Here is a 19,942-nt window from a genome sequence, read left to right on the forward strand (position 1 = left end):
CTTACTTGCCGCGCAAGCCGTCGAACACCTCGGCAAAGCCGGGCTGGTTCTTGTGCGCGATGCCGCTTCGCGCGGCCTCGATCACCAGCGGCTGCGGGTGGCCGTGCAGCGAGGCGATGATGATCTGCTTGACGACGTGATAGATGGCGGCGTCGGCATGGATGATCTGCTTCAGGCGCCCGGCGAGCGGATTGACGATGCCGTACGCCAGCAACACGCCCATGAACGTACCGACCAGCGCCGAGCCGATCATGCCGCCCAGCACCGACGGTGGCTTGTCGATCGAGCCCATCGTCTTCACGATGCCGAGCACCGCGGCGACGATGCCGAGCGCGGGCAGCGAATCGGCGAGGCTGGTTAGCGTATGCTCCGGCCCCTCGACCTCGTGATGGTGCGACTTGATCGCATGGTCCATCACCTCTTCCACCGCATGCACGTCGAGCGTACCCGACGACACGACGACCAGACGCAGCGTATCGGCGATCAGATTGACCAGCGTATGGTCGGCGAGCAGGCGCGGATATTCGCTGAACACCGACGACGACTTGGGGTCCTCGACATGCGGTTCGAGCGCGATCGGGCCATCCATGCGCAGCATCTTCATCAGCTTGCTGACGAGGAAGATGACGTCGAGATAGTCCTGCTTCTTGTACTTGGGCCCCTTGAACACCTTGGCGAGGCCGCCGCCCATCGCCTTCAACTCGGCGCCCGAGTTGCCGATAATCAGCGCGCCCGCTGCGGCGCCGCCGATGATGAGCATCTCGTGCGGGATCGCCTCGAACACGGGGCCAAGGGCACCGCCGGTGATGGCGAAACCGCCGAACACCATGCCGAGTAGAACGACGAGACCGATCGCAGGAAACACTGTGGGAACCCCCGTTTAGCCGGCGATGCCGACTCTTGTGGCTTACCGGGTTAACCGCATTTCCTAGACAAGTGGTTACCATGCCCCGGATTTGGCCGTTCCGGACAAAAACCTGTGGCAACGCCCTGCCGCGCGAACGGCACGCGGCCACGACCGCCGCTCGCGCGGCGACGGGACTTTACCTGCGTCGGCCTTGGCCTACGTTACTTCAGGTAATCGAACAGTGAGAGCTGCGAGAGCTTGGTGAAGCTCGCCTGCGACGCCGACAGCGCGGTCATCATCTGCTGCAACTGGACGATCGCGTCGGTGACGTCGACCTGCTCCAGCTTGCCGCGCAGATCGGCGCGATCAGTGTTCGCCGTGGTCAGCAATTGCTGTTGCAGATCGACGCGCGCCGACCGCGACCCGACTGAGGCCTGCACGTTGGCGACCTGGTCGACGGCCTGGCTCAGCGAATCGAGCGCCGTGCTCATCGACGACGACACGTCGCCGCCGCCGTTCAGCGTCGCCGCCATGCGGCTCAGCATCGCCAGCGTGTTGTCGCCATTGCCCAGGTCGAAGATCGTCTTGGCGCTCTCGGTCGCCTGGATCGTCTGCCCATCGGCGATCGGCACTTCGGACACGAGCGTGTTGTTCGCCGGGAAGGTGAAGGTGCCGTTGCCATTGTCGGTCACCGCCTTGGTGCCGTCGACGGTGCCGAACAGCGGCTGGCCGCGCACGTTGCGCGAATTGGCGAGCGTGACCAGCGACTGGACGACCGAGGTGATTTCGGTCGCGATGCTCTTGCGCGCGGCGTCGGTCTGCGTCCCGGTCGCCGCCTGTGTCGCGAGTTCGGTCGCGCGCGTCAGCTGTGCGGTGATCTGCTTGAGCACACCATCCGCCTGATCGAGCAGCGAGCTCGCCAGCGTTAGATTGGTGCCGTACACCGCCGCATCGGCGTCGCGACGATCGAGTTCGGCGAGCTGCTGCGCGCCGGCGGGGTCGTCGGACGGCTTGATCAGCTTCTTGCCGGTCGCGATCTGCGTCTGCAGTTCCTGCGCCTTGTCGCTCATCTTGGTTAAGCGGCTGGAGGCGTTACTGTAGAACAGGCTGGTCGAAATCTGCATGGGCAATCCTACCGCATATCCAGAAGCGTCTGCATCGTCTCGCGCGCGACCTGGATCACGCGGCTCGAGGCGGCATAGGCCTGTTGGAATCGAATGAGATCGACCGCCTCCGAATCGAGATTGACACCGGTCGAAGACGACAGCGCCGTCGCCGCGCCGTCGCGGATCGATGTCTGCGCGTCTGCGATCGTGTTCTTCTGCTTGTAGGCGGTGGCATTGTCGGTGACGAGCGTCGTCAGCTGCGCCTCATAACCCTTGCTGTTGCGCGTCGCTTCCAGCGCGGCGAGGTTCGACGCATCGCGCGATCCGCCCCCGGTGCCCGCCGCGATTTGGCTGCCGACGAAACCGGTGGCGACGCTCATCTCGGTCGCTGGCCGCGTCTGGTCGATGACGAACATCGCCGCGCCGGTCTGGTTGTTCTGGTCCTTGCCCGCTGCCTGGTTGTCGTTGACCGTCTTGACGAACTGCCCCGCGACCGAATTGAGCACGTCGCGGATCGACGAGGCCCGCTGCGCGCCGTCCACCAGACCGCCCAGCGTGCCGCCGCCGGGGGTGATCTGCGTCTTCTCGATCCCCACCGTGATGCTGAAGGCGATCTTGCCGGTGTCGTCGCGCGCATAGGTGACGGTGCCGGCACCGGTGCCGCGCACGAACGGCGCGCCGCTCGATCCGCCCAGGTTGACCGTCGCCCGCCCGATCGAATCGAACGTCGTGGTGATGTCGCTGAGGTTGCTCATCTGTGACAGGACGTCGTCGCGCTGGTCCATCAGCTGCGCAGCCGCGGTGCTGCCCGGCTGCGAACGACTGATGCCTTCGTTGATCTTGGACAGCGACACGCCGAGCGACGTCAGATCCTGCGCGGCCTGATTGCCGGCGGTATCGATATCGGCATCGATCTGGTCGAACGCCTTTCCCGTCGCGGTGAAAGCGATCGCGGCGGAGGTCGCGGCGCTGACCATACCGGTGCGCAGCGCGGTCGAATCAGGCTCGGCGGCGAGCGCCTGCGCCGCGCCGAAGAAATTGGTGACGCGCGACGTCAGCGCATTGCCGGTCAGCGCGCCCTGGATACGATCCAGCCAGGCCGCACCGCTGGTCGTGCGCGACAGGTCGCTGTTCGCGGCGCGCAGCGCGCGGCTGGAATAGATGTCGGTCGATCGCGTAACGCCGGTCAGCGTGACGCCGTTGCCCGCGGCATAGGCGAAGGTCGTGCCGACGCCGGCCACTTCGTTCAGCGCGACTTGTCGACGCGTGTAGCCGGCCGAATTCACGTTGGCGATGTTCTCGCCAACGGTCGCAAGCGCGGTTTGATACGCGCGGACGCCGGACGCGCCGATCGACAGCATATCGCTCATTTGGGCGGATCTGCCGTGGAGTCGTTAAGATCCGATTGCTTCTTGGCGAGGAAGGCGGTCATCGCCTTGCCGATGCCGAGCGGCGTCGTCTCCGACATCGTCTGCGCGACGCGGGCGTCCTGCATCTCGGTGAAGGTATCGATCGCCTTCGAATCGAACAGCGGATCGGCCAGCTTCGCCTGCCGCATGCTTTTCAGCATCATGCCGGTGAAAACCGCTTCGAACTGCTGGCCCGCCTTCTTCAGGTTGTCCGCGGTCTTGAGGCGCGACGTATCGGTCGAGATGCCCCCGGCACCGGCGACGCCATTCGAGATCGAGGGCCCCGTCACAGGACGATCAACTCCGCCTTCAGGCTGCCGGCTTCCTTCAGCGCCTCCAGGATCGCGACGAGGTCTGCCGGAGACGCACCGATCGCGTTCACCGCCTTCACCACATCGGCGAGCTTCGGCCCGGGCGTGAGCAGGAACATCGGCTTCTTCTCCTCCTCGACCGACACGTTGGACTTGCGCTCCAGCGCGGTCTGGCCCTGGCTGAACGGAGCAGGCTGGCTGATCCGCTGGTTCTCGTCGATGCGCACGGTCAGCTTGCCGTGCGTCACCGCGGCCGGACCCACCCTGACCGCAGAATTGATAACGACCGTTCCGGTGCGTGCATTTACAATTACTTTTGCCGGCGGCTCGGCCGACACGACGTCGAGGTTCTCGATCGTCGACATCAGCGTCGCGCGCACATCGGCGCCCGGCGGCGCGCGCACCGCGATCGACACGCCGTCGATCGCCTCGGCGGTGCCGAAGCCGAGCTTCGCATTGATCGCCTGCGCGACGTTCTGCGCGGTGGTGAAATCGGCCCGCGCGAGGTTGAAGGTGAGGTTCGGCGTCGAATCGAAGCCGGTCGCGACCGCACGTTCGACGGTGGCCCCATCGGGAATGCGCCCGGCGGAGGGCACGTTGACGACGATCTTCGATCCGTCCGCGCCCTCGGCACCCAGACCGCCAACGGCAAGGTTGCCCTGCGCCATCGCATAGATCTGGTTATCCGCACCCAGCAGCGGCGTCAGCACCAGGCTGCCGCCGCGCAGGGACTTGGCCTTGCCCATCGAAGCGACGGTGATGTCGAGCTTCTGTCCCGGCTTGGCGAAGGGCGGCAGGTCGGCGGTGATCATCACGACCGCCGCGTTCTTCATCCCCGGATTGGCCCCCGGCGGCAGCTGCAGGCCAAAGCGCGACGCGACGGCTTTGAGCGACTGGACGGTATATTCGAGATTGTCGTCACCCGTGCCGGGCAGGCCGACGACCACGCCATAGCCGGTCAGCTGGTTCGAACGGATGCCCTGGAAACCGCCCAGATCCTTGATCCGGTCGGCCTGCGCAGGCGCAGCGACGAAGGCCAGAGCGGCGGCGAGCGAGAGGATCAGACGGCGGAACATGGGCAGCAGCCTGCACTTCCTATGGTTAACAACGCGTCAAGACGGCCGTCAGAACGGCGACACGACGGAGAAGAAGCGGCCCAGCCAGCCCTGCCGCCCGGCGCGCGCGACGTCGCCCTTGCCGGTGTAGGAGATCTGCGCATCGGCGACGCGGGTCGACAGCACGCGATTGTCGGCGCTGATATCGGCGCTGCGCACCAGCCCCTTGATCCGCACGAATTCGTCGCCGCGGTTCAGCGTCACGCGCTTCTGCCCCTGCACCAGCATCGTGCCGTTGGGATAGACCGCCGCAACCGTTACCGAGACTTCGCCCGACAGCGAATTGGCCTGGTTCGCCTGCCCCTGTCCGTTGAAGCCGCGCGTGCCGCTCATCGACGCATCGGTCGCACCGAACAGGCTCAGCGGCCCGGTGGTCGGCGGCGTGATGCCGCCCTGCCCGCTCGAATCGAGCTTCGAGCTCGACGATTTGGAGGCGGCCGTGTTCTCGACCAGCACGATGGTCAGCGGATCGCCGACGCGGCGCGCGCGCCAGCCTTCGTACAGCGGCGCATAGCCGTCGCTCGCCTGGAAGATCGCGCCATTGGCCGGGGCCGGCGGCGGCGTCATCGGCGCGCGCACGACGGTGAAGTCCTCTGCCGGCTTCTTCTTGCCGAAGATGCTGGCGTTCGCCTCGCCGGGCGTAAGCGCGGCGAGCACGAGCAGGCTGGACGCCGCGGCGAGGGCGATCTCGGCCCAGTGGCTGACGACGAAGGCGCCGGGGCGGAAGGGGTTGGGTGCGGAGGCCATGTTACAGGTTCTGGTTCACGTATTTGAGCATTTCGTCGGAGGACGAGATCATCTTGGAATTGACCTCATAGGCGCGCTGCGTCTCGATCATGTCGACGAGTTCCTCGACGACGTTGACGTTCGACGCTTCCAGGCTGCCCTGGCGCACGTTGCCACGGCCGTCCTGCCCGGCGATGCCGAGGTTGGCGGCACCCGACGAGGCGGTTTCGCGCAGGTAATTGTCGCCGGTCGATTGCAGGCCGGTGGGATTGGGGAAGCTTGCGATCTGGATCTGGCCCAGCGTGCTGCCCGTCGTCTGCCCCGGGATCTGCGCGGTGACGGTGCCGTCCGTGCCGATCGACACCGAGGTCGCGTTCGCCGGCACGGTGATGCCCGGCTGGACCTGATAGCCCTCCGACGTCACCAGCAGGCCTTCCGGGCTGCGGTTGAAATTGCCCGCGCGCGTATAGCCCAGCTGGCCACCCGGCATCTGGATCTGGAAATAGCCGTCGCCATCCAGCGCCAAGTCGAAGCTGTTGCCGGTCTGCGTCAGCGACCCCTGCGTGTCGATCCGCGCCGTGCCCTGCACGCGCACACCGGTGCCGAGGTTGAGGCCGGTCGCATATTTGGTTTCCGCGGTCGACTGGGACCCCGGCGCCGTGACCGTCTGATAGGCCAGCGTCTCGAACGCGGCGCGATCCTTCTTGAACGCCGTCGTGTTGACGTTCGCGAGGTTGTTCGAAATGACTCGCATGCGCGTATCCTGGGCGTCGAGCCCGGTGCGCGCGATATGCATGGCGGAGGATGACATGCTCTTCGTCCCTTAGCTCGGCAGGCGCATCACGGATGAGCCGCCTTCGTCCAGTTCCTTGGCCGACTTCATCAGATTGGCCTGAATTTCGTAGCTGCGCTGGTTTTCCAGCATATCGACGAGCACCTGCGTCATATTGACGTTGGAGCCCTCCAGCGCGCCGCCCTGCACCTTGGCGTCGAGGTTCGCGGGCAGCGTGCCGCCGCCCTTGACGCGCAGCAGGTTGTCGAGGCCCTTGACCGTCTGCGACCCCTTGGTGTCGACGATCTTCAGCCGGTCGACCACCTGTGGGTTGGCGGCATCGCCCCCTTGCGGGATGATGCTGATCGTCCCGTCGCCGGCGATCGTCAGGCTGGTGTACGGCGGCAGCGTGATCGGGCCGTTCTGACCCTGCACGATGAAGCCGTCGCCGGTCTGCAACACGCCCGACGGCGCGACCTCCAGGTCGCCGCGGCGGGTATAGGCCTCGCTGCCGTCGCTCGCCTGCACCGCCAGCCAGTCGTTGACGCCGGTGACGGCGACGTCGAGCGCGCGGCCGGTATGCTGGATGGCACCCGGCGCGCGATCGGCGTCGGTGACTTCCTCGCTGGTCGGCGCACGCGCCTCCAACTGCGCGCCACCGCCCTTCAGCTCGATCCGGTCGAAGATGACGCGATCGGCGCGAAAGCCCGTGGTGGACGCGTTCGCCATATTGTTGGCGATCGCAGCCTGCGCCTGCATGTGCGCGCGCAGACCCGTCGCCGCCGTGTAGACCAGTTTGTCCATCTAGCGCTCCCGCGTCCCCACCGACTCGTTTAGCCGCGGATCTGGATGATGGTCTGCGAGACCTGGTTCGCGGTATCGAGCGCCTTCGAGTTCGCCTGGAAGTTGCGCTGTGCGGCGATCAGGTTGACCAGCTCTTCGGTGATGTCGACGTTCGATCCTTCGATCTGGCCCGACATCAGCGAGCCGAAGCCGTCGGCGGCCGCCGACCCCATCGTCGCGGTGCCCGACAGACCCGTCGCCGACCAATAGCTGTTGCCGATCTGGCGGAGGCCGGTCGGCGTCGAGAACTTCGCCAGCGCCACCTTGCCCAGCGGCACGATGTCGCCGTTCGAGAAGCTCGCCTGGATCAGGCCTTCCGACGTCACCGTCACGCCGGCCAGCTGGCCGACGGGCACGCCGTCCTGGCTCTTGCTGTTGACCGCGAAGGCCGACGCCAGCTGCGTCGAGTTGCCGAGGTTCAGCGTCAGGTTCTGCGCCGCAGCGCCCGACAGCGGGATGAACGTGTCGTACTGGATCGGGGTCGCAGGCGTCTTGATCGCACCAGTGTTGGCAAAGGTGATTTGGACGGGATCCTTCTTGCCGCCGACTTCCAGCTGCTTGTCGCCGACGAACGTATAGACCGCCCACGTGCTGTCCGTGCCCTTGGTGGCATCGGGCACCGCGGTGCGCACATAATAGCTGGTCATCGTCATCGGATTGCCGTTCGCGTCATAGACGCGCGTCGCGACCGAGTTGTTGTAGGTCGTCGTGTCGGTGCGATCGAACGTCTTCTTGTTGACGGTCGTCGTGCCCGACAGGTTGATCGCGGTCGATACGGACTGCGTCGCCTTCGGCGTACCGCTGGTCTGCTGCAGCTGCAGGTTGGTCAGGCCATCTTCACCGGTGGCGGTGACGTTGCCGTCGCCGTCGACCGGATAGACCATCAGGAAGCTGCCCTGGCTGTCGACGACGTTGCGGCTGGCGTCGACCGAGAACGAACCGTTGCGGGTATAGGCGATCGCGTCGCTGGCGCCGGTCGTCTTCACGGTGAAGAAGCCTTCGCCCATGACCGCGAGGTCGAGCGCGTTGGTCGTGCCCTGCAAATTGCCGTTCTTGAACTGCTGCTGCGTCGCCTTCACGATGACGCCCGATCCCACCATCTTGCGCGGATCGGTCGACACGCTCGATGCGATGACGTCCGAAAACTCGACGCGGCTCTTCTTGAAGCCCGTGGTCGAGACGTTGGCGAGGTTGTGCGAGATGGTGTCCATGTCGGTCTGCGAAGCCTGAAGACCGGACAGCGAGGTGAAGAAGGACATTGGGTTTCTCCTGGAATTCGGAAAACGGGGGGAAGATCAGGCGGCGGAACGGACGTTGGACGGATCGACGTCACCGACGCCGACGACCTTCAGAACGGGCTTGCCGCTGGATGGCAGGGACACGGATTCGACCGGCGCCCAGACGAGCGTGCGGCTGGTGATCGTCTTGTCGCCACCGGTGGCGAAGGCACTGATCGTGAAGGGACCCTTGCCCGCGTCCTGACCCGAGCCGTCCTTGCCGTCCCAGTCGAAGGCGATCGAACCCTTCTTCTGCGCGCCGAGGTCGAGCTGGCGCAGCATGCCGCCGTTGGCGTCGCTGATCGACACGGTGACCTGCGTCGCATCGTCGTCCAGCTCCACCGCGCCGTCGATCCCGCCGGACGAGCGCGGATAGGCGGTCGATCCTTCGGTCAGCACGGTCTTGCCGACGTAGCTCATCGCATCGCTTGCGCTGGTCGAGCCAAGCTTGTTCGAGATGCCGGTCAGCGACTTGTTCATCTCGCTGATGCCGGCGACGGACGAGAATTGCGCCATCTGAGCGACCATCTGCGTGTTGTCCATCGGCGCGAACGGGTCCTGGTTCTTCAGCTGCGTGGTCAGCAGCGTCAGGAAGTCGGACTGGTCCAGCGTCGTCTTGGTCACGCCGGTAACGGTCGATGCACCGCTGGCGGTCGTCGTGCCGGTGTTGCTCGCGGCGCGCTTGATGCCGAGGTTGGCGAGCGTCGTGTCGAACGACGAACCCGATGTGGAGGTCGTGGTGGTCATGGGTTAGCGGCCCAGCTTGAGGGTATCGATGGTGAGCTGCTTGGCAGTGTTCAGCACCTCGACGTTGTTCTGGTACGAACGCGCCGTCTCCATCATGTCGACGAACTCGCGGCTTTCATCGACGGCGGCCTGGTAGATATTGCCGTCCTTGTCCGCGACCGGGTTATTGGGGTCGTAGATCTTGGTCGGCGCTTCGCCCGCGGTGACGATCTTTTCGACGTCGACGGTGGCAAGACCGCTCGCGGCGTCGAAGCTGGTGCGGAACACCGGCTTCATCGTCTTGTAGGCGGTGTCCGCCGACCCGGTCGTACCGCCGGCATTGGCAAGGTTGGATGCGGTCGTGTTCAGGCGGACGAGCTGCGCGCTCATCGCGCGGCCTGCCACCTGAAAGACGCTCATCGGATCGGCCATGGCCTTACTCCCCCTTCAGCGCGCGGGTGATCTGGCCGATGCGTCCGTTCAGGAACGACAGCGTCGTCTGATACTGGACGGCATTTTCGGCGAAGGCGGTCTGTTCCTGATTCAGCTCGACGGTGTTGCCATCCATCGAGGTCTGCACCGGCACGCGATATTTGGTCGCGGCGGCGATGCCCTTTTCGCCGATATCGCTCTCCATCGACGCAAGCGCCGACTTGAAATCGATATCCTTCGCCTTGAACCCGGGGGTCGAGGCGTTGGCAATATTCGACGCGAGCACGCCCATGCGCTGCGAACGCACTTCCAGGGCGGATCCGTGAATTCCGAACAGACTGTCAGCGGCCATCGGGCCAAATCTCCGGCGCACCATTGCGCTGCCGAGACGGTAAGCAACCGCCGTGCCAGTTTTTTGCAGCAGGAGGGCGGGGGTCCGGTTTTTTCGCGATTTCACCCCGTTGCCGGGCGGGCGGCAACCCGGGCGGCAACCGCTTGCCGGTATTTGCCGGGCGGACGGCAAGGCTTGCCGCCCCCTTCCCCTTCTTCGTCACCCCGGACTTGGTCCGGGGTCCACCGGGCCGCAAGGGGACGGCTTGTCGCGTTCGTCGTAGATACAGCTTGTCCGCCGCTTTCGTCATCCCGGCGCACGCCGGGATCCATGGAGGCGATGAGGCCAATGGCGCACGTCAACGGCCGCCGCATCGTATCCATGGATCCCGGCGTGCGCCGGGATGACGAAGGGGGCGTGCAGCCGAACAGACGCTCCCCGAAGCCAACTGGCCCACCCCTTGCATTATATCCGCGCATGATCGCCCAGCTCTTCGATCCGATCGCATTCGCCATCGTCGGCGGCGGCACGCTCGTCGCCACGCTGCTCCGTGCGCCGCTCCGCGACGTCGGCCGCGCGGTGGTGGCGCTCCGCGTCCTGCCGCGTCGCGCCTTCTCCGCCGATCCGCTGCTCGAACAGATTGCCGCGCAGGACCGGATCGCCAAGCGCCACGGCGTCGTCGCGCTCGACAAATCGGTCATCGCCGATCCCGATGTCGCCGACGCCATCGCCGCCATCGTCGACGGAGCGGTCGCCCGCGAGGTCGAGGCGCTGCTGCGCTTCCACCGGCAGAAACGGATCGACCGACAGGCTGCCGCCGCCGACGTCTGGTCCGGCGCCGCCGAGGCCGCGCCGGCGATGGGCATGGTCGGCACGCTGATCGGCCTTGCCGGCATGTTCGCGCAGATGACCGACCCGCAGGCGATCGGCGGCGCGATGGCGGTGGCGCTGCTCGCGACGCTGTACGGCGCGCTGTTCGCCAACCTCCTCTTCATGCCGGTCTGCCACCGCCTGCGCGCCGCGGGCAAGATCGAGGCGTTCGAACGCGCCCGGATCGAAGCCCCGCTCGTCGCGCTCGCGCTGCGCGAAACGCCGCGCCACCAGTTGCACAGCGTCGCATGACCGCCCCCGCGCTTCCCAGTTGGCCTGAACCGGCGCCCTCCCGGCCCGTGTGGCTGGTGACGCTCGCCGATCTCGCACTGCTCCTCGTCGGCTTCTTCGTCCTGTTGCAGGCAAGCGAGAAGCCCCGCGCCGTCACCGATGCGCTCCGGCGCAGCTTCGGGGGAGAGGCGGCGCTGCACGCCCCCCCGCCCCCGCCGATGCCGGTCATGGCCGCGGGTCTGTTCGATTTCGCCCCTGGATCGGCGGCGCTGCCCGGCGGTTCCGCGGCCGTCATCGCCTGGGCCAAAGAGGCGGCGCGCGACCCGCGCGTCGCGCTCACCGTCACCGGATCGACCGACGGCAACCCCGCCGACGTCGATGCCGCGACCGGCAGCGCCGCGATCCTCGCCACCGACCGTGCCCGCGCGCTCGCGGCGCTGCTGGCGCCGGTCAGCCGCCGCATCACCGTTACCACCGCGCCGCGGCCCGGACGCCGCGCCGCGATCGTCACGCTCGCCTTTGCCGGAGACGCTCCGACCACGAGCGGCCCCCGCACCGACCCTCAACACGGACATCAGCCATGATCCTCCTGCCCCTGCTCCTTGCCGCCGCGCCGATGGGCACGCTGCCTGTGTTCCAGGACACCGGCGGGCTTGACCGCGCGGTCGCCGCCTTCACCAGCCGCCCGATCGGGGCGGAGGGCGGCGCGCGCACCGCGATCGATGCGCGGCTGCGTCTCGCGCAATGCCCCACCGTTTCGCTCGCCTGGCGCAGCGACGCGCATGACGCGGTCGTCGTGTCCTGCACCGGACCGGACTGGCGCATCTTCGTCCCCGTGATCCGCCCCGCCGACGCGCCCGCCGCGCGCGCGGTGCCCGCCATGCTCGCGCCCACCAAGGCAGAGCCGGTGATCCGCCGCGGCGATCCGGTACTGATCGAGGCCGGCTCCCCCGGCTTTTCGATCAGTCGCGAAGGCGTCGCCGTCGGTGACGCACCGCCGGGCGGCCGCGTGATGATCAAGGTCGATGGCAGTAACACGCCCGTACAGGCGGTCGCGGTGGAAGCGGGCCGCGCCACGCTGCCCGGCTGGACCGACTGAGGCAGGCTTCTTTTTTCGCGGGCGAATCTTTTTTGCTAAAGCGCGCTCGCAGACGGCCGTTTAGTCGCCTGTCAGGCAACATACACAGGTGCGGACATGGTGGACTCAATCGGCGCAAAGCCGCAGCAGGCAAGTGGAAGCGTATCGCGCGTCGCCGCACCCGCGGCCGCGCCGACGGTGCAGCCAGTGGTACAGCAGGCGACGACGCGCCAGCCCGTCGCGGCAGCGCCGGCGACGCAGCTGAGCGGCCTTGCCAAATCGATGGCCGCGTCGGCCCCGGTCGACAGCGACCGCGTCGGCGAGATCAAGAAGGCGATCGCCACCGGCACCTTCCCCATTCTGCCGGCGACCATCGCCGACCGACTGCTCGCCCTCAAGCTGAACTGGGATGGCCATGAATCGGCGTGATGCCCTCATCCGCGTCATCGACGCGCTCCACGCCGAAATCGAAGCGCTGAAGACCAACGACTGCGCCGCGCTGGAACGTGCGACGCAGGACAAGCTTGCCGGCATTGAAGAGATTGCCGCGATGGGCACCGGCCCCGCCGGCGACGAGATCCGCGAACTGGCCGACGAGGCGAACCGCCTCAACGAAACCTGCCGCATCTACGTCAACCTGATGGCGGCAAATGTCCGCCGCCGCCTGCAAATTCTGACCGGCGATGCCGGCCACGGCTACCGCCCCTCGCTGATCCAGGCCTACGCCTGAGGCTTTGGGGCTGACGCCCTTTCCCCAGGTCGATCGTCACCCCGGACTTGGTCCGGGGTCCACTCTGCGGCGAGGGGGATGGCTCCAGCCTCCTGCCGTCCCCGTGCGGCTTGGCGGACCCCGGAACACGTCCGGGGTGACGGGAATCGCCGCTGACACCCGCTCTTAACCACAACTGGCACGGCTCTTGCTGAAAGCCACCCGGCAACAGGGGTGTGTTTTCGTAGCAATGACCGTCAATCCGATTTCTGCCGGGCGCGTCCAATCCGCCATCCAGCTTGCGAGCAGCAAGACGGGTGTGGATTTCGACTATCTGCTCGGCCAGGCGAAGATCGAAAGCGGGCTGAACGCACGCGCGCGCTCGGGCACGTCGTCGGCGACGGGCCTGTACCAGTTCGTCGAGCAGAGCTGGCTCGCGGTCGTCAAGAAGCACGGCGCCGAACACGGCCTCGGCTGGGCCGCCGACAGCATCGGCCAGACCGCCGGCGGCCGTTTCTCGGTCAGCGACGGCGCGACCCGCTCCGCCATCCTCGCGCTGCGCAACGACCCCGACGTCGCCTCGCTGATGGCCGCCGAACACGCCTCCGACAATAAGAGCGCGCTCGAGGGTTCGCTGGGCCGCGACGCCAACGGCACCGATCTCTATATGGCGCACTTCCTCGGCATCGGCGGCGCCAAGAAATTCCTGTCGGCGATGGCGAACAATCCCGGCGCCTCCGCCGCCTCGCTGTTCCCGCAGGCCGCCGGTGCCAACCGCTCGATCTTCTATGCCTCGAACGGCCAGCCGCGGTCGCTGTCGGCGATCTATCAGCGCTTCAGCGACAAGCTGAACGCCGCGTCGGACAGCGTCAGCGAAACCCGCAGCGCCAATCTCGCCTTTGCCGCGCAGGCCCTGGCGATGGGCGATTCCACCGTCGTCACCGGCAACAACCAGACGCCCGAAGATGCGCTCAATTGGGCGACGCAGGCGCTGACCCAGGCCGGCGGCCGCTTCGGCAGCCGCGCCGTCGATGCCGCGAACAGCCTGCTGCGCCCGTCGCCGCAGAATGCGCAGCTCGCCTATATGATGCTCGCCAGCATGGGGGGCCGCTGACGTGAACAAGCTGCTCAGCCAGGGCCGCGGCGCCGCACTGCCGCTCGCCATCCTGCTGCTCGTCGTCGTGATGGTCGTGCCGATCCCGGCCTTCCTGCTCGACGTCTTCTTCGTCGCCAATATCGCGATCAGCCTCGCCGTGCTGATGGTGTCGCTGAACGCGCAGAAGCCGCTGGACTTCAGCGCCTTCCCGACCGTCCTCCTGTTCGCGACCCTGTTCCGCCTCGGCCTCAACGTCGCCTCGACCCGCATCGTGCTGGTCCACGGTCACGAGGGCGAAAGCGCCGCGGGCCATGTCATCGAGGCGTTCGGCAGCTTCCTGATCGGCGGCGACTATGTCGTCGGCATCTTCGTCTTCGCGATCCTGATGATCATCAACCTGATCGTCGTCACCAAGGGCGCGGGTCGCGTGTCGGAAGTTTCGGCTCGCTTCACCCTGGACGCCTTGCCCGGCAAGCAGATGGCGATCGACGCCGATCTGAACGCCGGCCTCATCACGCCCGACGACGCCAAGAAGCGCCGCGTCGAGGTCGCGACCGAAGCCGATTTCTACGGTTCGATGGACGGTTCGTCGAAGTTCGTGAAGGGCGACGCGGTCGCCGCGATGCTGATCCTCGCCGCCAACGTCATCGGCGGTCTGATCCTCGGCCCCGTCAGCCACGGCATGACGATCGCCGCCGCCGCCAAGAGCTACATCCTGCTCGCGATCGGCGACGCGCTCGTCGCGCAGCTGCCGGCGCTGATGCTCTCGATCGCCGCCGCCGCGATCGTCACCCGCGTCAATTCGGACAAGGACCTCGCCGGCCAGATCGGCAGCCAGTTCGGCTCCCCGCGCACCTGGACTCCGGTCGCGGTGATCCTCGGCCTGCTCGGCGCCTTCCCCGGCATGCCGCACCTCATCATGCTGCCGGCCGCCGGCATCGCCGGCTTCACCGCGTGGAAACTGCGCCAGATCGAGAAGCGCCCCGTCGTCGAAGCGCCCAAGGCCGCCGAGGAACCCGTCGATCCGTCGAAGATCGGTTGGGACGAAGTGACCGAAGGCATGCAGGTCAACCTCGACATCGGCTATGGCCTGGTGCCGCTGGTCGACCAGCGCCGCGGCGCGCCGCTGATGGGCCGCATCACCGGCGTCCGCCGCCAGCTCTCGCGCGACCTCGGCTTCGTCGTGCCGCAATGCCGCGTACGCGACGACATCAACCTCGCGCCCTACACCTATCGCATCATGATCAACGGGGTCTGCGTCGGCGAAGATCAGGTCAGCCCCGACGAGATGCTGGCGCTCGACACCGGTCAGGCGTTCGGCGAGCTGCACGGCAAAAAGGCGAAGGATCCGACCTTCGGGCTCGACGCCACCTGGATCCCTGCGGGCGATGCCGATGCCGCAACCGGCGCGGGCTTCCTCGTCGTCGATGCCGGCACCGTCATGGCGACGCACCTCAACCACCTACTCGGCGCCAACGCGACCGATTTGCTCGGCCCCGACGAGGTCCAGTCGCTGCTCGACGGGCTGAAGGAACGCGCCGCGCAGCTCGTCGCCAGCCTCACCCCCAACCCGTTGCCGCTCACCACCCTCACCCAGGTCCTGAAGGGCCTGCTCGCGGAGAACATCCCCTTGAAGGAGTTCCGTCGTATCGCGCAGGCGATTGCGGTCGCCGCCACGCGCAGCGCCGATGCCGAGGAGATCATCGAACTGATCCGTCCGGAGCTTGGCCCGCTGATCATCCAGAAGCTGTGTGGCGTGCGCGAGCCGCTGCGCGTGATGACGCTGGAGGGCCAGCTGGAAGGACTGCTCGGCCAAGCCGCACGCGCCGACGCCTCGCGCCGCCACGTCATCGAGCCCGATCTCGGCCGCCGCATCGTCGAGGCGCTGCAACAGGCCGCCCAGCCGCTGATCGCAGAGGCCAAGCCCTTCGCGCTCGTCGTCCAGCCCGCGATCCGCATCGCGATCCGCAAGCTGGTGAAGACCGTGCTGCCCGACACGCCCGTCCTCTCGTTCTTCGAAGTGCCCGAAGAAAAGGCGGTCGAGGTCGTCGCGGTCATCGGCGCACCGCAGCAGCAGGCGCTGGCGGCATGAGCGCCGAACCGATGAGCGGCGCCTTCGCCGGCGCCCAGCCCGCGCCGCAAGCCATGGTGCCGCAGGGCCCCCTCACCTATTCGCCTCGCCAGCGTCCCGGCGGCGACAGCGAGGCGCTGATCCGCCAGCATCTCCCCATGGTCCGCCGCATCGCGTGGCATGTCCACGGATCGATGAGCACCATCGTCGATGTCGAGGACCTCGTGCAAATCGGCCTCGTCGCTTTGGTCGAGGCGGTCGGACAAGCCGCGGAACAGGGTGCGCAGTTCAAGGCCTATCTGCAAACCCGCCTGCGCGGCGCGATGATCGACGAACTCCGGCGACAGGCGACGACGACGCGCGGTGCGATGCGGCGGCGCCGGCAATATCAGGCCGCCATTGCCGCTGTCACGGCACGAACCGGCCGCGCCCCCGACGAAGCCACGCTCGCCGCCGAACTCGGCGTCACGATCGAACGGCTGCGCGCAGAGTATGAGACCGCCGACACGGTGCGGTTCGAATCGATGGACGAAGTCTATGCCGACGACCTGCCCTGGTTCGCCGATGACACGCCCGACGCCTTCGAACAGCTCGCCGAAAGCGACCTGCGCGACACGCTGATCGCCGCAATCGGCGCCCTGCCCGAACGCGAGGCGCTGGTGATCCAGCTCTATTATGTCGAGGAATTGAACCTCGAGGAAATCGGCCAGGTGCTCGGCGTCGGCTCGGCAAGAGTCTGCCAGATCAAGGCCGCCGCCCATGCTAAGTTGAAAAAGGCGCTGGCGAGGAAGGTCTAAACAATTCCTCCCCGCTCTGCGGGGAGGGGGACCGCTCGCCGAAGGCGAGTGGTGGAGGGGCCGCCGCAGGCGGTGTCGCATGGGGCTGCCCCTCCACCACGCCTCTGCGAGGCGCGGTCCTCCTCCCCTACGTGCGCAGGGGAGGAATTGAGGCTTAGATTACGCCACCGCCTTCGACCGCGCGGCGAAGCTCTTGCGCAGTTTCTGCAGCTTCGGCGGGATCACCGCCATGCAATAGGGGTTCGACCGGCCCGAGGTTTCCCAATAATCCTGATGGTAATCCTCCGCGGGATACCAATCCGCCATCGGCTCCACCGTCGTCACGATCGGCTTGTCCAGCCCCGCCTGCGCCCGCTCGATCGCCGCACGCATCTCCGCCTCCTGGGCCTCGTCCGCCGGGAACACCGCCGAGCGATATTGCGTACCGACGTCATTGCCCTGGCGGTTCAACTGCGTCGGGTCATGCGTCGCGAAGAAGATGTCGAGCAGGTCGCCCAGCGCCAGCTGCTCGGGGTCGTAGCCGATGCGGATCGCCTCGGCGTGGCCGGTATCGCCGCCGCACACCTGCTTGTACGTCGGGTTGGGCACGTTGCCGCCGATATAGCCGCTCTCGACGCTCTCCACGCCGATCACGTCCTTGAACACCGCCTCGGTACACCAGAAGCAGCCGCCCGCCAGCGTTACATAATCCGTCATGCTGAAGTCTCCTTTGCAGCCCATGTAGGAAGGCGCTAGGCCGCGCAAAAGACGAAGGACGCGACGCATGGCATTGAACGGCAAGGTGATGGTGACGGGCGGGGCCGGCTATATCGGCAGCCATGCAGTGCTGGCCTTGTGCGACGCGGGCTATGATGTTGTCGTCGTCGACAATCTCGTCACCGGCTTCGCTTGGGCGGTCGATCCCCGCGCGACCCTGGTCGAGGCGAACGTCGCCGACGACATCGCCGTCCGTGCCGCGATCCGCGACCACAACGTCCGCGCGATCATGCATTTTGCCGGATCGATCATCGTGCCGGAATCGGTCAGCGACCCGCTCAAATATTATCGCAACAACACCGCCGCGACGCGCTCGCTGATCGAAAGCGCAGTGACGGAGAGCGTGCCGCACTTCATCTTTTCCTCGACCGCCGCGACGTATGGCACGCCGGTCAAGGTGCCGATCGAGGAGACCGATCCGACCGCGCCGATCAATCCGTACGGCATGTCGAAGCTGATGACCGAGGCGATGCTGCGCGACGTCGCCGCGGCGCATCCGATGAACTATTGCTGCTTACGCTATTTCAACGTCGCCGGCGCCGATCCGCAGGGCCGCTCGGGCCAGTCGACGGTGGGCGCGACGCACCTCATCAAGATCGCGGTCGAGGCGGCAACCGGCAAGCGCGCCGCCGTCTCGGTCTTCGGCACCGACTTCGACACGCCCGACGGCACGGGCGTGCGCGACTATATCCACGTCAGCGATTTGGCCGCCGCGCACGTCGCCGCGCTCGAACTGCTGGTCGCCGAACCCACGCAAAGCCACACCCTCAACGCCGGTTACAACCGCGGCTTCTCGGTCAACGAAGTGCTCGACGCAGTCGATCGCGTCACCAACATGACGATCGAGCGCCGCTACGAAGGGCGCCGTGCGGGCGATCCCGCCGCGCTCGTCGCCGACAATCGCGCGATCCTCGCCGCGCTCCCCTGGCGCCCGCAGCGCGACGACCTCGACACGATCGTCAAGGACGCGCTCGCCTGGGAACGCAAGCTCAGCGAACGCCAATAGGATCGCAGCGCCGACAAGATACTGTGATCACGGCGAAATCGCACCGATTCGGCCCTACACGCCCGCTGCCCGCCATTCTCCGGGCCAATGGATTGCGCTCTTTGAATTGGTGAAGATACAGAGACGATGGACCGCGATCGTTTTCGCCAAGGTGTTCATGTTGTCTATGTTCGCCAAGCAACCATGGGTCGTTCGACATTCGACGAAACCGATTCACTCCTCCCCCTGGCGGGGGAAGACTGACGACCACTCGAACCTTGACCAAGACTAGCGCTCCCCGCCGATCGCCACACGCGCCCGCGCCGTGGCGGTCCACCAACCCAGCGCCCAGAGCGTCCCAAAGCTCCAGCCGGCCAGCACGTCGCTCGGCCAATGCACGCCCAGATACACGCGGCTGCACCCGATCGCGCCGACCAGCAGCACCGCGGCCACCAGCAGGTACAATCGCGCCGCGCGGTCGGGCGTCACCTGCCCGGCAAGCGCGGCCAGCGTCAGATAGCAGACGGCGCTCGCCGTCGCGTGCCCGCTCGGAAAGCTGTAGCCGTTGGCGGAGACAAGGTGCGGCACCAGCTCCGGCCGCGCGCGCAGCACCATGCCCTTCACCAGCTCGATCACCCAGCCACCGGTCAGCGTCGCCAGCGCGGTAGCGAGCGCGGTCAACCACAGGCGCTGCACCAGCAGGAACCCGACGACAAGCGTCACGATCAGCGTCAGCACCACGCCGCCGCCCAGATCGGTGATGTCCGCCGCCACCTTCGGCAACCACGCGGGGCCGCTCCAGTGGCGCAGACCGACGATGATCGCCCTGTCGAAGGCGAACGGATAACGACTGGTCGCCACTGCGCCGATCAGCAGCACCGCCAGCCCCGCCGCGATCAGCGCGAGTCCCACCAATAAGGGCGGCAGCCTGCGCCCGCCGGCTCGATCAGACATCCATATCATCCCGCGCCAACGCCTTCGGGACGAAAAGGACGCGCGCCGGGCCCGGATCGTCAATCCGCATCGCCCAATCCGCCAACTTTTGGCGCCTCACGCCCGGTGTACGACACCGGGTCTATAGGAAACGCACGCAAGTCCGGTGTGTTATTTAAATGGCACACTTATCGCATGGCGCCCGCCGACCCGCACGACATCGTGTCGAACGGACGATCGGGAGGAACGCCATGTCCATGATACCGTCTTTGCTCGCCCTCGCCGCTCTGGCTGCGACGCCCGACACCACCGTCGAACAGCCGAAGGCCGCGCCGCGCGCCTATACGGTCCGGTACGATGCCAACCGCGATGTCTATTGCATCCGCTTCTTCTCGGATGCCCTCGCCGCCGATCCCCATCCCGGGCGCAGTGCGATCACGTGCCGGAGCCGCGAGCGCTGGGCCGACGAAAGGGTCTTAATCCATCACGCCGGCCGCCCCGAACTGGCGGCGCGCTGAGGT

The 19,942-nt window shown here is 66.8% G+C and carries 24 protein-coding genes; 10 read left to right on the forward strand and 14 right to left on the reverse strand.

The genetic code is table 11. From position 1 onward, the window contains the following. Position 1: 1 nt before the first annotated feature. The 12 genes from motA to flgB all read right to left on the reverse strand — a co-directional run bounded on the left by motA (position 2) and on the right by flgB (position 9,916). Positions 2-865: a flagellar motor stator protein MotA gene (gene motA / locus SPHME3_RS0102740; protein WP_020486342.1), complete on the reverse strand. Its 864-nt coding sequence runs from the start codon at positions 863-865 to the stop codon at positions 2-4. Between the two features lie 203 nt (positions 866-1,068). Then, positions 1,069-1,971, reverse strand: coding sequence for a flagellar hook-associated protein FlgL (gene flgL / locus SPHME3_RS0102745; protein WP_017977380.1), 903 nt, complete (start codon positions 1,969-1,971; stop codon positions 1,069-1,071). Positions 1,972-1,979: 8 nt separating this feature from the next. After that, a complete protein-coding gene (flgK, locus tag SPHME3_RS0102750) occupies positions 1,980-3,323 on the reverse strand; it encodes a flagellar hook-associated protein FlgK (protein WP_017977379.1) in 1,344 nt (447 codons plus the stop codon). After that, a complete protein-coding gene (locus SPHME3_RS0102755; protein WP_017977378.1) occupies positions 3,320-3,652 on the reverse strand; it encodes a rod-binding protein in 333 nt (110 codons plus the stop codon). Before SPHME3_RS0102755 ends, flgK begins: the two co-directional genes overlap by 4 nt. After that, on the reverse strand, positions 3,649-4,749 hold the full coding sequence (locus tag SPHME3_RS0102760) for a flagellar basal body P-ring protein FlgI (protein ID WP_017977377.1): 1,101 nt from the start codon (positions 4,747-4,749) through the stop codon (positions 3,649-3,651). Before SPHME3_RS0102760 ends, SPHME3_RS0102755 begins: the two co-directional genes overlap by 4 nt. A 48-nt stretch (positions 4,750-4,797) precedes the next feature. Then, entirely contained in the window at positions 4,798-5,535 is a 738-nt protein-coding gene (locus SPHME3_RS0102765; RefSeq protein WP_017977376.1) for a flagellar basal body L-ring protein FlgH, read from the reverse strand. 1 nt (position 5,536) lies between these two features. Further along, positions 5,537-6,325: a flagellar basal-body rod protein FlgG gene (gene flgG, locus SPHME3_RS0102770; RefSeq protein WP_024310426.1), complete on the reverse strand. Its 789-nt coding sequence runs from the start codon at positions 6,323-6,325 to the stop codon at positions 5,537-5,539. Positions 6,326-6,337: 12 nt separating this feature from the next. Continuing rightward, a complete protein-coding gene (locus tag SPHME3_RS0102775; protein WP_017977374.1) occupies positions 6,338-7,090 on the reverse strand; it encodes a flagellar basal body rod protein FlgF in 753 nt (250 codons plus the stop codon). A gap of 29 nt (positions 7,091-7,119) precedes the next feature. After that, complete coding sequence (locus SPHME3_RS0102780; RefSeq protein WP_017977373.1) at positions 7,120-8,388, reverse strand: flagellar hook protein FlgE; 1,269 nt, start codon at positions 8,386-8,388, stop codon at positions 7,120-7,122. A 36-nt stretch (positions 8,389-8,424) separates the two neighbouring features. Beyond that, on the reverse strand, positions 8,425-9,153 hold the full coding sequence (locus tag SPHME3_RS0102785; protein ID WP_017977372.1) for a flagellar hook assembly protein FlgD: 729 nt from the start codon (positions 9,151-9,153) through the stop codon (positions 8,425-8,427). Between the two features lie 3 nt (positions 9,154-9,156). Beyond that, positions 9,157-9,564 (reverse strand): flagellar basal body rod protein FlgC, encoded by a 408-nt coding sequence (flgC, locus tag SPHME3_RS0102790; RefSeq protein ID WP_017977371.1) that lies wholly within the window; start codon positions 9,562-9,564, stop codon positions 9,157-9,159. A gap of 4 nt (positions 9,565-9,568) precedes the next feature. After that, positions 9,569-9,916, reverse strand: coding sequence for a flagellar basal body rod protein FlgB (gene flgB, locus SPHME3_RS0102795; protein WP_024310425.1), 348 nt, complete (start codon positions 9,914-9,916; stop codon positions 9,569-9,571). Between the two features lie 456 nt (positions 9,917-10,372). Between flgB and SPHME3_RS0102800 the strand changes: the two genes are divergently transcribed. The 8 genes from SPHME3_RS0102800 to SPHME3_RS0102835 all read left to right on the forward strand — a co-directional run bounded on the left by SPHME3_RS0102800 (position 10,373) and on the right by SPHME3_RS0102835 (position 16,747). Then, positions 10,373-11,017 carry a motility protein A gene (locus tag SPHME3_RS0102800; RefSeq protein ID WP_017977369.1) on the forward strand — a complete coding sequence of 215 codons (645 nt, stop codon included), beginning with the start codon at positions 10,373-10,375 and terminating at the stop codon, positions 11,015-11,017. Continuing rightward, complete coding sequence (locus SPHME3_RS0102805; protein WP_024310424.1) at positions 11,014-11,580, forward strand: hypothetical protein; 567 nt, start codon at positions 11,014-11,016, stop codon at positions 11,578-11,580. The genes SPHME3_RS0102800 and SPHME3_RS0102805 overlap by 4 nt, the downstream gene beginning before the upstream one ends. Continuing rightward, positions 11,577-12,095 carry a flagella basal body P-ring formation protein FlgA gene (locus SPHME3_RS0102810; RefSeq protein ID WP_017977367.1) on the forward strand — a complete coding sequence of 173 codons (519 nt, stop codon included), beginning with the start codon at positions 11,577-11,579 and terminating at the stop codon, positions 12,093-12,095. The genes SPHME3_RS0102805 and SPHME3_RS0102810 overlap by 4 nt, the downstream gene beginning before the upstream one ends. 96 nt (positions 12,096-12,191) lie before the next feature. Further along, positions 12,192-12,503: a flagellar biosynthesis anti-sigma factor FlgM gene (gene flgM / locus SPHME3_RS0102815; protein WP_017977366.1), complete on the forward strand. Its 312-nt coding sequence runs from the start codon at positions 12,192-12,194 to the stop codon at positions 12,501-12,503. Continuing rightward, positions 12,490-12,804, forward strand: coding sequence for a hypothetical protein (locus SPHME3_RS0102820; RefSeq protein WP_018250541.1), 315 nt, complete (start codon positions 12,490-12,492; stop codon positions 12,802-12,804). Before flgM ends, SPHME3_RS0102820 begins: the two co-directional genes overlap by 14 nt. A 229-nt stretch (positions 12,805-13,033) precedes the next feature. After that, complete coding sequence (locus SPHME3_RS0102825) at positions 13,034-13,897, forward strand: hypothetical protein (RefSeq protein WP_017977364.1); 864 nt, start codon at positions 13,034-13,036, stop codon at positions 13,895-13,897. A 1-nt stretch (position 13,898) separates the two neighbouring features. After that, on the forward strand, positions 13,899-15,971 hold the full coding sequence (flhA, locus tag SPHME3_RS0102830; RefSeq protein WP_017977363.1) for a flagellar biosynthesis protein FlhA: 2,073 nt from the start codon (positions 13,899-13,901) through the stop codon (positions 15,969-15,971). Next, positions 15,968-16,747 carry a sigma-70 family RNA polymerase sigma factor gene (locus SPHME3_RS0102835; protein ID WP_017977362.1) on the forward strand — a complete coding sequence of 260 codons (780 nt, stop codon included), beginning with the start codon at positions 15,968-15,970 and terminating at the stop codon, positions 16,745-16,747. Before flhA ends, SPHME3_RS0102835 begins: the two co-directional genes overlap by 4 nt. A 159-nt stretch (positions 16,748-16,906) precedes the next feature. Here SPHME3_RS0102835 and msrA read toward each other — a convergent pair whose 3' ends face one another. Beyond that, on the reverse strand, positions 16,907-17,443 hold the full coding sequence (gene msrA / locus SPHME3_RS0102840) for a peptide-methionine (S)-S-oxide reductase MsrA (protein WP_017977361.1): 537 nt from the start codon (positions 17,441-17,443) through the stop codon (positions 16,907-16,909). Between the two features lie 67 nt (positions 17,444-17,510). Between msrA and galE the strand changes: the two genes are divergently transcribed. Then, complete coding sequence (gene galE / locus SPHME3_RS0102845; protein ID WP_018250542.1) at positions 17,511-18,509, forward strand: UDP-glucose 4-epimerase GalE; 999 nt, start codon at positions 17,511-17,513, stop codon at positions 18,507-18,509. A gap of 267 nt (positions 18,510-18,776) precedes the next feature. Here galE and SPHME3_RS0102850 read toward each other — a convergent pair whose 3' ends face one another. After that, on the reverse strand, positions 18,777-19,442 hold the full coding sequence (locus SPHME3_RS0102850) for a phosphatase PAP2 family protein (protein WP_231291963.1): 666 nt from the start codon (positions 19,440-19,442) through the stop codon (positions 18,777-18,779). A 230-nt stretch (positions 19,443-19,672) separates the two neighbouring features. Between SPHME3_RS0102850 and SPHME3_RS0102860 the strand changes: the two genes are divergently transcribed. Beyond that, a complete protein-coding gene (locus SPHME3_RS0102860; protein ID WP_231372490.1) occupies positions 19,673-19,939 on the forward strand; it encodes a hypothetical protein in 267 nt (88 codons plus the stop codon). Positions 19,940-19,942: the final 3 nt, after the last annotated feature.

Source organism: Sphingomonas melonis DAPP-PG 224 (assembly GCF_000379045.1).
In the GTDB taxonomy this organism is placed as follows: Bacteria; Pseudomonadota; Alphaproteobacteria; order Sphingomonadales; family Sphingomonadaceae; genus Sphingomonas; species Sphingomonas aquatilis.

Coding starts and splice junctions, on each gene's coding strand:
- flgL (WP_017977380.1), bottom strand. CDS start 1,971: ATGCAGATTTCGACCAGCCTGTTCTACAGTAACGCCTCCAGCCGCTTA.
- SPHME3_RS0102860 (WP_231372490.1), top strand. CDS start 19,673: ATGTCCATGATACCGTCTTTGCTCGCCCTCGCCGCTCTGGCTGCGACG.
- galE (WP_018250542.1), top strand. CDS start 17,511: ATGGCATTGAACGGCAAGGTGATGGTGACGGGCGGGGCCGGCTATATC.
- SPHME3_RS0102805 (WP_024310424.1), top strand. CDS start 11,014: ATGACCGCCCCCGCGCTTCCCAGTTGGCCTGAACCGGCGCCCTCCCGG.
- SPHME3_RS0102825 (WP_017977364.1), top strand. CDS start 13,034: ATGACCGTCAATCCGATTTCTGCCGGGCGCGTCCAATCCGCCATCCAG.
- flgC (WP_017977371.1), bottom strand. CDS start 9,564: ATGGCCGATCCGATGAGCGTCTTTCAGGTGGCAGGCCGCGCGATGAGC.
- SPHME3_RS0102765 (WP_017977376.1), bottom strand. CDS start 5,535: ATGGCCTCCGCACCCAACCCCTTCCGCCCCGGCGCCTTCGTCGTCAGC.
- flgK (WP_017977379.1), bottom strand. CDS start 3,323: ATGAGCGATATGCTGTCGATCGGCGCGTCCGGCGTCCGCGCGTATCAA.
- SPHME3_RS0102850 (WP_231291963.1), bottom strand. CDS start 19,442: ATGTCTGATCGAGCCGGCGGGCGCAGGCTGCCGCCCTTATTGGTGGGA.
- SPHME3_RS0102785 (WP_017977372.1), bottom strand. CDS start 9,153: ATGACCACCACGACCTCCACATCGGGTTCGTCGTTCGACACGACGCTC.
- SPHME3_RS0102800 (WP_017977369.1), top strand. CDS start 10,373: ATGATCGCCCAGCTCTTCGATCCGATCGCATTCGCCATCGTCGGCGGC.
- SPHME3_RS0102780 (WP_017977373.1), bottom strand. CDS start 8,388: ATGTCCTTCTTCACCTCGCTGTCCGGTCTTCAGGCTTCGCAGACCGAC.
- SPHME3_RS0102810 (WP_017977367.1), top strand. CDS start 11,577: ATGATCCTCCTGCCCCTGCTCCTTGCCGCCGCGCCGATGGGCACGCTG.
- flgG (WP_024310426.1), bottom strand. CDS start 6,325: ATGTCATCCTCCGCCATGCATATCGCGCGCACCGGGCTCGACGCCCAG.
- SPHME3_RS0102820 (WP_018250541.1), top strand. CDS start 12,490: ATGAATCGGCGTGATGCCCTCATCCGCGTCATCGACGCGCTCCACGCC.
- SPHME3_RS0102775 (WP_017977374.1), bottom strand. CDS start 7,090: ATGGACAAACTGGTCTACACGGCGGCGACGGGTCTGCGCGCGCACATG.
- msrA (WP_017977361.1), bottom strand. CDS start 17,443: ATGACGGATTATGTAACGCTGGCGGGCGGCTGCTTCTGGTGTACCGAG.
- flgB (WP_024310425.1), bottom strand. CDS start 9,916: ATGGCCGCTGACAGTCTGTTCGGAATTCACGGATCCGCCCTGGAAGTG.
- SPHME3_RS0102835 (WP_017977362.1), top strand. CDS start 15,968: ATGAGCGCCGAACCGATGAGCGGCGCCTTCGCCGGCGCCCAGCCCGCG.
- SPHME3_RS0102760 (WP_017977377.1), bottom strand. CDS start 4,749: ATGTTCCGCCGTCTGATCCTCTCGCTCGCCGCCGCTCTGGCCTTCGTC.
- flgM (WP_017977366.1), top strand. CDS start 12,192: ATGGTGGACTCAATCGGCGCAAAGCCGCAGCAGGCAAGTGGAAGCGTA.